Origin of the sequence: Bradyrhizobium sp. CB82 (assembly GCF_029714405.1) — a bacterium.
Classification (GTDB): Bacteria; Pseudomonadota; Alphaproteobacteria; order Rhizobiales; family Xanthobacteraceae; genus Bradyrhizobium.
The window spans coordinates 6,513,344-6,525,348 of sequence record NZ_CP121650.1; the positions used below are offsets into that span (position 1 = coordinate 6,513,344).

Below are 12,005 nucleotides of genomic sequence, written 5' to 3' on the forward strand. Positions count from 1 at the left end.
GCGCAAGGGGCTTGCTTCAAGACCCCGACCATCCCGTAGAACCGCCGGCCAAGCCAGAACCTATGGGAGCACGGAATGACTGAATTGCTGTCGACCAGGCATGCGGTGGTGATCGTCGGAGCAGGTCCGACGGGATTGATGCTGGCGGGCGAGTTGGCACTGGCGGCTATCGACGTCGCCATCGTCGAGCGGCGCACCAGCCAGGACCTCATCGGCTCGCGCGCGGGCGGACTGCATGCACGCACCATCGAGATGCTCGATCAGCGCGGGCTGGCCGACCGGTTCCTTGCACAGGGCCAGGTGGCGCAGGTCGCGGGCTTCGCCTGGATCCGTCTGGACATTACCGACTTTCCCACCCGGCACCCCTACGGGCTCGCGCTGCGGCAGAACCGGATCGAGCGCATCCTCGCCGACTGGGTCGGTGAATTGGAGGTACCGATCTATCGCGGACGCGAGGTGACGGACATCGGACAAGACGAGACCGGCGTCGATATCGCGCTCGCCGATGGCCATTCGATGCGGGCGGACTATCTCGTCGGGTGCGACGGCGGACGCAGCACCATCCGGAAAGGTGCCGGCATCGACTTCCTCGGCTGGGATCCGACGATCAGTTGCCTGCTCGCCGAGATCGAGACGGCCAAAGAGCCGCAATGGGGCCTTCGCCGCGACGAGAGGGGCATCCATGCCTTCTCTCGCCTGGAGAACGGACCGGTGGGCGTCATGGTGACCGAACCGCACACCGGACACACCGCCGAACCCACGCTGCGCGATCTCAGCGAAGCGCTCATCGCCGTCTACGGGACCGATTATGGGATTCACAGCCCCACCTCGATCTCCAGATTCACCGACATGACGCGGCAGGCGGCGTCCTACCGGAACGGGCGGATTCTGCTCGCCGGCGACGCCGCACATGTGCATCCGCCGATGGGTGGGCAGGGCCTCCAGATCGGCGTGCAGGACGCGGTGAATCTGGGATGGAAGCTCGCCCAGGTGGTGAACGGCACCTCGCCGGAAACTCTCCTCGACACTTACCATTCCGAGCGCCACCCGGTCGCCGCGCGCGTCCTGCGCAACACAATGGCGCAGACCGCGTTGCTTCGCTACGACGACCGAATTGAGGCCTTGCGCGAGGCCGTATCCGAGTTGCTCGGTATGGACGAGCCGCGCAAGCGTGTCGCCGCGATGATGTCGGGTCTCGACGTTCACTACGATCTTGGCGAGGGACATCCCCTGCTCGGACTCCGCATGCCTGATCTCGATCTCGTCACAGCTAACGGTTCGCAACGGGTCTTCAGTCTTCTGCACGATGCACGACCGGTCCTGCTCAACTTCGGTGAGCCCGGCAGCCTCGACATCACGCAATGGAGGGATCGGGTTGCTCTGATCAATGCGAGATGCGCCGATAGGTGGATGCTTCCGGTGATCGGCGCAGTCACGGCACCCGACTCCGTGCTGGTTCGACCTGATGGCTATGTGGCCTGGGTGAGCGATCGGACGCAGTCGGGGCTCGCTGACGCGCTCACCACATGGTTCGGCCCGCCCGCTGCGGCGTGATACGCCTTCCGTTTGCCAAAGTGCGATACGCTTCGAAGCAGGCGTCATCGCGCTTTGGGTGGGAGTTGGATGCTGTGTCCTTTTCGGTCGCAGCTCGAATAATGTTGGCACTCAAGTGATGGTCTCCGCTCGCATTCACGCCCGAACGGCCGAGAGCATGATCAGGAAGAGTGTGAAGCGGTTTTCCCTCGCGACAAAAGCGGAACGCGTTTGCGCGGTGATCATGCTCAAACAATAACCCAAGGCGCGATGCTGATTCATCCCAATCTCATCGCGCTTTAGGCCATCACCACCGGCGCCTCGTCGGCGAGCCCGTAGACGCGCTGAGCCTTCGAAAAGCCGGCGATCGGGAATTCGCCGAGCTCATTCCAGTCCGCGCCGCAGGCACGCACGAAACCTTCGGAGGCCACCACCGTTCGTCCCACCCGGCCGGCGATCTTCTCGAGCCGCGCAGCGAGATTCACGGCGGGGCCGATGCAGGTGAAGTCGAGGCGGTTGCCGCCGCCGATATTGCCGTAGAGGATGTTGCCGACATGCAGCGCGACGCCAAAGCGGAAGCGCTCGATCGTCTCGCCGATCCGAAATGCAAGCGCATCGACGCTGCAGCGTGACTCACGAGCCGCCTCGAGCACGCGTGCGCAGACGTGGTTCGCGTCCCCGATATATTCGTCGATCGGAAACACCGCCAGGAGGCCGTCACCCATGAACTTCAGCACCTCGCCGCCATGGGCGCGGATCGAGGCGACCTGGCAGTCGAAGTAATGGTTGAGGATCTCGACCACGGTCTCGGCCGGCAGCCGGTCCGACAGCGCGGTGAAGCCGCGCAGGTCCGACAACCAGATCACGGCCTGCATCGTGTCGGTGTGGCCGCGGCGGATCTGGCCGCCCATGATGCGCTCGCCGGCGCGGTTGCCGACATAGGTGTCGAGCAACGTCGTCGCGGTGCGGCGGAGCGTGATGATCTCGGTGATGCGCGTCAGAGGTTTCGTCAGCGCGCGCAGCGCCGCGATCTGCAGATCGCTGAATCCGCCGGGGTATTTGGTGGTCCAGGTCATCGCGTGGATGGTGTCGTCGAGGAAGCGCAGCGGCATCGCGACATAGTCCGTAGCCCCCTCCTGTTTGAGATCCTGCAGAAACGGAAAGCGCTCGATGTCGTCGGGACTGTCGGGGTTGCCCCGCACCTCGAGCCCACGGTTGAAGACGAGGCTCAGCGGACTCCTCCTGAACTCCGGCGTCTCCTGGATCTCGAAATCCACCGTGCCGACCTCAAACCTCGGGGACACCCTGCCGCCAGATGAAATTGCGCCCGAAGATTTCGGGGTGCAGCGTGCGGATGAAGACGCCGACCCGCGACAGCGGCAGGCCGGCTGCGACCATGCGCTCGCAGCATTGGGACACGAGCTGGCTCGGCATGCCGGCAGAGCGCGCGCCGTCGATCAGCCAGTCGGTGATGGCGTTGAGTTCGCTTACATCCATGGCCGACAGTTTGCTGACGAAGCTTTCGCCGCGTCAAGCTGCGCAGAGAGCCGATGGCGGCCTCCGAGGCAACACTGATATGTCCATCTCGGCAATCCCGGAGTCGACGTCCCGGTCGCTTCAGCCGGGACGTCGACGGACCTAAGTTGCAACGCGTCGCTGTTTGGCATGCTGGCTCTGCACGCCGATGCGTGTAAATACCAGCCAGGCGAACAGCAGTACGCTAAGGGCCACGTGGCACTTTCTCCTCGATGGTCCTCAGGCGGCCAGCGGCGCATTGAGCTGCTGCAGGATCGACGCGAAATCGAGCCACACGTTTTCGCGCTTGATCTGCCCGTCGGCCGCCATTTCGAACACGTGCAGCAGTCGGAAGCTCAGCTTGCGTCCATGACCGGGAATTCCGAATGGCGCACCGGGGGCGGTTCCTACCCACAGGCTCTCGTCGACCACGAAATCCGACCCGTAATAACGCCGCAGCGTGGTTACCTTCTCGCCCGAGAGGTCGGCGAACAATGAGTCGTAGAAGCCGCGAGCGGCAGTCTTACCTTGCACCGGACCGGTGGGGTAGCCGACGACATCGTGCTCGACGTCCTCGATCATCGTGCTCAAGACGCCATCGACGTCATCTTCGGCCTCGAAACGGAAGTGGCGGTCGATCATGCGATCAAAGGTCTTCTTCAATTCGTCGTTCATCCATTTCCCTTTGGTTGGATTAGTGTCTATAATAAGACGTAAGTCTCTTAATAAGACGAGTGTCTCACATATGTTGAATCGAAAGTCAAGCCGACGCGCGGATGGAGATCAGGTCGAGACTGATGGCCGCGCAAACCAGAAGCGCCGCACGCGCCAGGCCCTGATCAGCGCTGCGATGGCGTTTCGTGACGAGGGTCGCAACCCGACGTTTGCCGAGGTGGCCGAGCGTGCGCTGGTGTCGCGCGCCACTGCTTATCGCTACTTCTCGTCGCTCGAAGCGCTGATCAGCGAGACCGCGACGGAACGCGGGCTGTTGCCTTTGGAGCGCTTCTGGCGCCCTGGCGGTGATCCGGCCGACGGCATCTCACGCGCCGCGCGCGACATGATGAAGCTCATGCTGAATGACGAGGTCGGCCTGCACGTGATGGAGCGCTCGTTCATGGCCGTCTGGATCGACAACGATCCAAGCGGGCGGCCGCCGCGGCCCGGCCGCCGAATGAAATACATCGAACCGATCGTCGAGTCGCTGAAAGGGGAGCTGTCACCCTCGGCGCGCAAACGCCTTGCGCACGCACTGTCGATGGTAATGGGCAGCGAGGCAGCACTGGCGATCCGCGACATCGGCGGCGCCAGTGTCGATGAGGCGCTCGCTGCCGCGGCGTGGGCGGCACAGGCGCTGGTGAACCAGGCACGGGTCGATGCTGCGGGGGCGCGCCGCAAGTAAGCCGCGGGCGCTTGGCGACGAAGCGCCCTGGTCCGGCGCCCGACGTTAGCGCCCGACCTGCCCGCGATCACGCAAGAAGTGGTCGGCGAGCACGCAGGCCATCATGGCCTCGCCGACGGGGACCGCGCGGATGCCGACGCAGGGGTCGTGGCGACCTTTCGTGAAAATCTCGGTGTCGGCGCCCTTGCGATCGACGGTCCGGCGCGGCTGCAGGATCGACGAGGTCGGCTTCACCGCAAAACGCACCACCACCGGCTGGCCCGTGGAGATGCCGCCGAGCACGCCGCCGGAATGGTTGGACAAAAAGCGCGTGCCGTCATTGCCGGTGCGCATCTCGTCGGCGTTCTCTTCGCCGGTGAGCTCGGCCGCGCCGAAGCCTGCGCCGATCTCGACGCCCTTCACCGCGTTGATGGTCATCATCGCGGCCGCGAGATCGGAATCGAGCTTGGCATAGATCGGCGCGCCCAATCCGGCCGGCACGCCCTCGGCCACCACCTCGATGACGGCGCCGATCGAGGAGCCGCTCTTGCGGATGCCGTCGAGATAGCTCTCGAAGAAGATGGCCTTGTCCTTGTCCGGACAGAAGAACGGATTTTTGGCGACCTCGTCCCAGTCCCACTTGGAGCGGTCAATCTTGTGCGGGCCGATCTGCACCAGCGCGCCGCGTACGGTCACGCCGGGCAGTACTTTTCGCGCGATCGCACCGGCGGCGACGCGCATTGCGGTCTCGCGCGCTGAGGAGCGCCCGCCGCCGCGATAGTCGCGCAGGCCGTATTTCGCCTCGTAGGTGAAATCGGCGTGGCCGGGGCGGAATTTGTCCTTGATCTCGGAATAGTCCTTCGAGCGCTGGTCGGTATTCTCGATCAGCAGACCGATCGGCGTGCCCGTGGTCACCTGCTCGCCGGTCTCCGGATGCGCCATCACGCCGGAGAGGATTTTCACCTGGTCCGGTTCCTGGCGCTGGGTCGTGAAGCGCGACTGGCCGGGCCGTCGGCGATCGAGGTCGCGCTGGATGTCCGCCTCATCGAGCGGGATCAGCGGCGGACAGCCATCGACCACACAGCCGATCGCCACCCCATGGCTTTCGCCGAAGGTGGTGACGCGGAACATATGGCCGAAGGTGTTGAAGGACATCGCTGCTCGCTGGATCGGTTCCGGCGTGTGGTAACGCGCTCTGGAAGGAGGGTCAAATGCCCGTGCCTCCCGCCCTTAACTATACTTCTCCAGCCGGCCATCGCGGAACACGTAAACGACGCCCTGCTCGATATAGAGCTCGGCGGCGCTCGCGGGCGTCTCCAGCCCGAGCGTGACCATCAGCGCCCGCGCTGTGCCGCCATGGGCGACCGCGACCGTGTCGGTCCGGAGCTGGTCGTACCACTCGCGCATGCGGGCCTGGACGTCGGCATAGGTCTCGCCGTCCGAGGGCGCCACCGTCCACTTGTCGACCAGGCGCCGCGCATAGACGTCGGGATCAGCGGCCTCGCTCTCGGGCAGCGTCAGTCCTTCCCAGGCACCGTAGCCGATCTCGCGCAGGCGGTCATCGAGCGAATAGTCGGCAATCGGCAGGCCGAGCTTGCCGCGCGCGAGCTCCATGGTCATGCGCGCGCGCCCGAGCGGGCTCGAGACATAGGGCAGCGAAGCCTTGTCGCGGCCCTCGCGCGCAAAGAGGTCGGCGAGGATGCCGGCGGCCTGCAGGGCCTGGCCGCGGCCGCGTGCGTTCAGCGGAATGTCCCGCGTGCCTTGAAGACGCCCGAGCGCATTCCACTCGGTTTCGCCGTGGCGAAGATAATAGATCGTGGGCGCTGGCATTGTCGGAGGATGGTCAGTCCTTCCCGCCCAGCGCCATATCCGGCGCATCCGGCCGCTTCATGCCGAGCACGTGGTAGCCGGAATCGACGTGATGCACCTCGCCGGTGACGCCGCGCGACAGGTCCGACAGGAGATAGAGCGCGCTGCGGCCGACATCCTCGGTCGTCACGTTGCGCCGCATCGGCGCGTTGACCTCGTTCCATTTCAGGATGTAACGGAAATCGCCGATACCCGAGGCGGCCAGCGTCTTGATCGGCCCCGCCGAGATCGCGTTGACGCGGATGTTTTTCTCGCCGAGGTCGGCGGCGAGATAGCGCACGCTGGCCTCCAGTGCGGCCTTCGCCACGCCCATGATGTTGTAATGCGGCATCCACTTTTCGGCGCCGTAATAGGACAGCGTGATGATCGACCCGCCGTCGGTCATCAGCTTCTCGGCGCGCTGCGCGATCGCGGTCAGCGAGTAGCAGGAGATCAGCATCGACTTGGTGAAGTTCTCCTGCGTGGTGTCGACATAGCGGCCGTCGAGCTGCTCGCCATAGGCGATCGCGTGCACCAGGAAGTCGATCTTGCCCCATTTCTCCTGCACGACCGCGAACGCCGCATCGATGGTCGCAGCGTCCGTGACGTCGCAATGGCCGAGCACGAGGCCGCCGATCTCGGCGGCGAGCGGCTCGACCCGCTTCTTCAGCGCATCGCCCTGATAGGTGAGCGCGATCTCGGCGCCGGCGGCGTGGCATGCCTTGGCGATGCCCCAGGCGATCGAGCGGTTGTTGGCAACGCCGAGGATTACCCCGCGCTTGCCCTGCATCAGACCCGAATTCTGCGCCATGCCATCATCCAATCGAGCTGGTTTCGAGGTTTGGAGGTACACCAGCCCTCACTTGCGGTACAGTCCAAATCCGCGGCGTCAACGCTGTTTCGGTCACCGGAATAGCCGTTCCATTCGGGTGTTATGATGGATGAAGGCGCTCGCGCCAAAGGGTTGGAAAATCGAGGCGGCATGAGCGCGTTTCGCCAGAGTGTCGAAGCCATGATCCCGGCGCTGCGCCGCTACGCCCGGGCACTCGCACGCGACGCCGACGTGGCCGACGATCTGGTGCAGGACACGCTGGTGCGGGCGCTGCGCTCGGAGCGGCTGTTTCTGGGAGGCGACGTCAGGAGCTGGCTCTACACCATCCTGACCAACCTCAACAAGAACCGTCGCCGCTCGCTCGCAAGGCGGCCGCAGTTCATGCAGCTCAGCGAGAACAATCCCGACGCCAGCGGGACGGAGGCGGAAGGGCGGGACATCGAGAAGGCGCTGGCGACGCTGGTGGAGGAGCAGCGCTCGGTGCTGCTGCTCGTGATGCTCGAAGGCCTGAGTTACCGCGAGGTCGCCGACATCCAGGGCGTGCCGATCGGCACCGTGATGTCGCGGCTCGCCCGCGCCCGGGCCCACATCAAGGCGGCGTTGGACGGCGAGCGTCCGGCGCTAAAGCGGGTGAAATGATGGCAGGGTCCATGCATCGGAAATCCCGCGCCCTGTGCACGCAGAGGGGACGAACGGATTTGAGCAGCGAACGATATTTTGGGCCGACGAGCCAGAGACGAGCGATATGAACGAGCGCAGGATTTCCGTGACCGAGGACGAACTGCACGCCTCTGTCGACGGCGAGTTGCCGGCCGAGCGCCGCGCCGACGTCGAGGCCTGGCTTGCCGCCCATCCCGAGGAGGCCGAGCGGGTCAACTCCTGGCGCGCAATGGCCGAGATGCTGCACGCCCGCTACGACGCCGTGGCACAGGAGCCGGTGCCGACGCGGCTGGAGCTCGAGCGGCTGGTGCGCCAGCCCAGGCAATGGCTCTATGGCGCCGCCGCGGCGGCCCTGGTTGCCTTCGTCGCCGGCGGCGCGGTCGGCTGGTTCGTGCATGGCGCGACCACCTCGCCCTCGACCTTCCAGAGCTTTACCGAAGACGCGCTCGACGCCCACCGCCTCTACGTCGTGGAGGTCCGTCATCCCGTCGAGGTGCCCGGCAACGAACGCGCCCACTTGCAGGCCTGGCTTAGCAAGCGCTGTGGGTGGACGGTATTTGCACCAGATCTCGAGGCGAGCGGGCTGAAGCTCGTCGGCGGCCGGCTATTGCCGGGGCCGAACGGCCCGGCCTCCTTCCTGATGTATGAGGGCGCCTCCGGTGAGCGGTTCACGATCTATACCGCCAAGACCGAGACCGGCGAGACGCAGATGCGTTACACCACTGTGGACAAGGATGGTGCCTTGTTCTGGGCCGACCGCGGCGTCGGCTATGTCGTGAGCGGCGGCAGCGACCGCGACCGGCTGACCAAGGTGGCGCGCGCCGTTTACGACCAGACCGAGAAGAACGGCACCTAGATCACGCGCTGGGTGCGCTCGCCCAGATTCCGACATTGAAAATTTGGAATCAAGACATCGGCGCGTCTCATTATCGCACCGGATGATCACGCGAAAATGAGTGGCGTTCGATCCGCCGATCGGCGCAGGCGGCCTCGATTGGGGTTTTTGGTACCGCGCTGGTCCCCCTCTCGAGGCCGCACTCTTTTCGCGGCCGCCTTGCGGCTGCCGGCACGCCGGACGCGATAGCGTTAAAGCGCCATCGCGCTCCATGCTCCATGGGAGCATCACCTGTCCAGGAAATGCTCTCTTAGCGCGTGATCGCGGCGCAAACGCTTGCGCGTTTGTCGCCAGGCCTAACCGGCCCCACTTGCGCGGATCACGCCTTAGCCGAGCAAGCTGCGAGGGTTGTAGGGATGCTGGTCCCGCCACTTCTGCATCAATGCTTCAAGCTCGGCATCGTTCCCGTCAGGCAGCATGATGCGGGCGGTGACGAAGAGGTCGCCGGCTCCGCCCGACTTCGGCAGGCCCTTGCCCTTCAGGCGGAAGGTCCGGCCGCTCGAGGTGTTTTTCGGGATCGTCAGCTCGACCGCATTGCCGAGCGTTGGCACGCGGACCTTGCCGCCGAGCACCGCCTCATAAAGCGTGACCGGTAGATCGATCCGCAAGTCGGCGCCATCAACCTTGAAGAACGGATGTGGGGCGATGGTGATGGTGATGAGCAGGTCGCCTGGCGGATGACCGGGTGCAGTTTCGCCCTGCCCCTTCAGCCGGATCTGCTGGCCGCTCGTCACGCCAATCGGAATCTTGACGTTGAGCTCCTTGCCGGTCGGCAGCCGGACGCGCTTGTCCCCGCCATGGACCGCCTCTTCCAGCGACACCGTCATGGCGACGTTGAGGTCGAGATCGACCCCGACACCGCCGGTGTCGAACTCGAACTGGGGTCCGCCGCCACCAGACCGCGCACCGCGCGCCGCGCCGCCGAACATGCTGTTGAGAATGTCCTCGAACGCGCTTCCGCCCGGTCCGCCGCCACCGGAGCGGAACGAATATTCGAAGCCGCCGGGGCCGGCGCGGCCGCGCGCCCCGCCGCCGCCCGGAAAGCCCTGGAAGCGCGGTTTGCCCTCGGCGTCGATCTCGCCGCGATCGAACTGCTTGCGCTTGTCCTCGTCGCCGAGGATCTCGTTCGCAGTGTTGATCTCGGCGAAGCGCTCAGCTGCCTTCGGGTCGTTCTTGTTGCTGTCGGGATGATGCTTCTTGGCGAGCTTGCGATAGGCGCTCTTGATCGCGGCAGCGTTGGCGCCCCGCGGCACCCCCAAGACCTCATAGGGGTCGCGCATCCGTCACGTCTCCCTTCACGGAACTCGATAATGTCAAAAGGGCTCCCTGCCCCGGCTGTCAATCATCTGGGGTGCCCGTGGCATTTTTGCAACTAGGGTCGCTGAGCGAATCCTAGCTCCGCCATGGCTTTAGCGTATGAATCTCCCAGCGGCCATGGCCGCTCTGGCAGCCCGCGCCCTGGAGCCAGCTTTCGGTCCGGCCATTGACGTAGCTCGCCAGGAAATCCCGGCATTTGCGGCCGTCTTCGGCGGCATAGGACTGCGCGATCGGGGTCACCGAGCCGCGCGCGCCGGTCTGCGGATTTTCCCAGTGCTGGCTGGCATCCTTGTCGCCCCGGCTCAGCACGTCGGAGGCCGCATTGCGGGCGAAGGCGAGATCGCCCTCGGTCGGCACCTGAGTAGCGATTGAGCCGGTGACGTCGCTCTCGTCCACCTTGGCGAACGGCCCCCCGGCAAGGGTACCGCCGTCATTGCGGGATAGACCACAGCCGCCGGTGCCGACCCCGATGAGAATCATCGTCATGACGAGGCTGGCGGGCCGGATCGCCGATAGGCCAACGCTCCCCCATGCCCTATATAGGGCAGAAGCGGACAACAACGCGCTTTGGGCCGCGGAACGCAACTCGGACTCCAGACATGACCGATACGACCTCGATGAAACACCAGACACCCTTAACATCCGGTGATTTCACTGCCGCCGACGAGCCGTTTACGCTGTTCGAGGCCTGGCTGAACGAGGCGATCAAGAGCGAGCCGAACGATCCCAACGCCATGGCGCTCGCAACCGTTGACACGGATGGCTTGCCCGACGTGCGCATGGTGCTGATGAAAGGCTTCGATTCCGACGGTTTCGTCTTCTACAGCCACATCGCGAGCCAGAAGGGCCGCGAACTCGCCGCAAACCCTAAGGCGGCGTTACTTTTTCACTGGAAGTCGCTGCGCCGGCAGGTGCGTATCCGCGGCAACGTGACGCCGGTGACCGACGCCGAAGCCGACGCCTATTTCGCAACCCGCCCCAAGCAGGCCCAGATCGGCGCCTGGGCGAGCAAGCAGTCCCAGCCGCTGGAGAGCCGCTTCGCCTTCGAGCAGGCGATCGCGAAGGTCGCCGCCAAATACGTCATCGGCGAGGTGCCGCGGCCGCCGGGCTGGAGCGGCTGGCGCATCACGCCCTTGCGCATCGAGTTCTGGCACGACCGCCCATTCCGCTTGCACGACCGCATCGAATTTCGCCGTGACGCGCCGGGCCAGTCATGGTCCAAGACGCGCATGTATCCCTGAGCTGAAAGACCTCCATGCCGCATTCATCCAATGCGCCGCGCCGCACGCTGCTCCTGACCGGGGCGAGCCGCGGCATCGGCCACGCCACCGTGATCCGCTTCTCCTCGGCGGGCTGGCGCGTTATTACCTGCTCGCGGCATCCGTTTCCGGAAGACTGCCCGTGGGACGCCGGCCCCGAGGATCACATCCAGGTCGACCTCGCCGACCCCGAGGACACGACGCGCGCGATCAATGAGATCCGCCGCCGTCTCGAAGGCGGCACGCTGCATGCTCTCGTCAACAACGCCGCGATCTCGCCGAAGGGCCCTGGCGGCTCCAGGCTTGGCTCGGTCGATACCGATCTCGATACGTGGACGCATGTCTTCCACGTCAACTTCTTCGCGCCAATCATGATCGCGCGCGGGCTGATCGAGGAGTTGAAGGCGGCGAAGGGATCGGTGGTGAACGTCACGTCGATCGCCGGCTCGCGCGTGCACCCCTTTGCGGGGGCCGCCTACGCCACCTCGAAGGCCGCACTCGCCGCGCTCACGCGCGAGATGGCCTCCGACTTCGGCCGCATCGGCGTGCGCGTCAACGCAATCGCGCCGGGCGAGATCGACACCTCGATCCTGTCGCCCGGTACCGAGAAGATCGTCGAGCAGCAGATCCCGATGCACCGCCTCGGCACACCCGACGAGGTCTCCAAGATCATCTACGTGCTGTGCACCGAGACGTCGTCCTACGTGAACGGCGCCGAGATCCACATCAACGGCGGCCAGCACGTGTAGGCGAGGAAAGGACCGCGGC

Annotated in this window: 13 protein-coding genes and 1 pseudogene; 6 read left to right on the top strand and 8 right to left on the bottom strand. The window is 65.2% G+C overall.

The annotated features are described in order from the left end of the window. Nucleotides 1–75 precede the first annotated feature (75 nt). Nucleotides 76–1,554, top strand: a complete 1,479-nt coding sequence (locus tag QA640_RS31600; RefSeq protein ID WP_283036745.1) for an FAD-dependent monooxygenase — start codon at nucleotides 76–78, stop codon at nucleotides 1,552–1,554. Between the two features lie 135 nt (nucleotides 1,555–1,689). On the opposite strand, the gene QA640_RS31605 is transcribed toward QA640_RS31600, so the two are convergent. The 3 genes and pseudogenes from QA640_RS31605 to QA640_RS31615 form a co-directional block, all read right to left on the bottom strand. Then, the gene (locus tag QA640_RS31605) at nucleotides 1,690–1,815 is read right to left on the bottom strand and encodes a hypothetical protein (protein ID WP_283036746.1); all 126 of its coding nucleotides are present in this window, start codon (nucleotides 1,813–1,815) and stop codon (nucleotides 1,690–1,692) included. Nucleotides 1,816–1,832: 17 nt separating this feature from the next. After that, a pseudogene (locus tag QA640_RS31610) lies at nucleotides 1,833–3,030 on the bottom strand (adenylate/guanylate cyclase domain-containing protein). Between the two features lie 258 nt (nucleotides 3,031–3,288). Further along, complete coding sequence (locus QA640_RS31615) at nucleotides 3,289–3,690, bottom strand: nuclear transport factor 2 family protein (protein WP_283036747.1); 402 nt, start codon at nucleotides 3,688–3,690, stop codon at nucleotides 3,289–3,291. A gap of 208 nt (nucleotides 3,691–3,898) precedes the next feature. Here QA640_RS31615 and QA640_RS31620 point away from each other — a divergent pair, with 208 nt between their 5' ends. Next, nucleotides 3,899–4,447: a TetR family transcriptional regulator gene (locus QA640_RS31620; RefSeq protein ID WP_283036748.1), complete on the top strand. Its 549-nt coding sequence runs from the start codon at nucleotides 3,899–3,901 to the stop codon at nucleotides 4,445–4,447. A 45-nt stretch (nucleotides 4,448–4,492) separates the two neighbouring features. On the opposite strand, the gene aroC is transcribed toward QA640_RS31620, so the two are convergent. The 3 genes from aroC to fabI all read right to left on the bottom strand — a co-directional run bounded on the left by aroC (nucleotide 4,493) and on the right by fabI (nucleotide 7,085). Next, nucleotides 4,493–5,581 carry a chorismate synthase gene (aroC, locus tag QA640_RS31625; RefSeq protein ID WP_283036749.1) on the bottom strand — a complete coding sequence of 363 codons (1,089 nt, stop codon included), beginning with the start codon at nucleotides 5,579–5,581 and terminating at the stop codon, nucleotides 4,493–4,495. 75 nt (nucleotides 5,582–5,656) lie between these two features. Further along, nucleotides 5,657–6,256, bottom strand: coding sequence for a histidine phosphatase family protein (locus QA640_RS31630; protein ID WP_283036750.1), 600 nt, complete (start codon nucleotides 6,254–6,256; stop codon nucleotides 5,657–5,659). A gap of 13 nt (nucleotides 6,257–6,269) precedes the next feature. Next, on the bottom strand, nucleotides 6,270–7,085 hold the full coding sequence (gene fabI / locus QA640_RS31635; RefSeq protein WP_283036751.1) for an enoyl-ACP reductase FabI: 816 nt from the start codon (nucleotides 7,083–7,085) through the stop codon (nucleotides 6,270–6,272). Between the two features lie 171 nt (nucleotides 7,086–7,256). Here fabI and QA640_RS31640 point away from each other — a divergent pair, with 171 nt between their 5' ends. Further along, nucleotides 7,257–7,745 (top strand): sigma-70 family RNA polymerase sigma factor, encoded by a 489-nt coding sequence (locus QA640_RS31640; protein ID WP_283036752.1) that lies wholly within the window; start codon nucleotides 7,257–7,259, stop codon nucleotides 7,743–7,745. A gap of 106 nt (nucleotides 7,746–7,851) precedes the next feature. After that, the gene (locus QA640_RS31645) at nucleotides 7,852–8,622 is read left to right on the top strand and encodes an anti-sigma factor (protein WP_283036753.1); all 771 of its coding nucleotides are present in this window, start codon (nucleotides 7,852–7,854) and stop codon (nucleotides 8,620–8,622) included. 365 nt (nucleotides 8,623–8,987) lie between these two features. Here the strand turns inward: QA640_RS31645 and QA640_RS31650 are convergent, their stop codons facing one another. Continuing rightward, nucleotides 8,988–9,941: a DnaJ C-terminal domain-containing protein gene (locus QA640_RS31650; protein ID WP_283036754.1), complete on the bottom strand. Its 954-nt coding sequence runs from the start codon at nucleotides 9,939–9,941 to the stop codon at nucleotides 8,988–8,990. Nucleotides 9,942–10,053: 112 nt separating this feature from the next. Continuing rightward, entirely contained in the window at nucleotides 10,054–10,464 is a 411-nt protein-coding gene (locus QA640_RS31655) for an RT0821/Lpp0805 family surface protein (protein ID WP_349253644.1), read from the bottom strand. 113 nt (nucleotides 10,465–10,577) lie between these two features. Here QA640_RS31655 and pdxH point away from each other — a divergent pair, with 113 nt between their 5' ends. Together pdxH and QA640_RS31665 are read left to right on the top strand one after the other, a co-directional pair. After that, entirely contained in the window at nucleotides 10,578–11,219 is a 642-nt protein-coding gene (gene pdxH, locus QA640_RS31660; RefSeq protein ID WP_283036756.1) for a pyridoxamine 5'-phosphate oxidase, read from the top strand. Between the two features lie 14 nt (nucleotides 11,220–11,233). Further along, the gene (locus tag QA640_RS31665; RefSeq protein ID WP_283036757.1) at nucleotides 11,234–11,986 is read left to right on the top strand and encodes an SDR family oxidoreductase; all 753 of its coding nucleotides are present in this window, start codon (nucleotides 11,234–11,236) and stop codon (nucleotides 11,984–11,986) included. Nucleotides 11,987–12,005 lie beyond the last annotated feature (19 nt).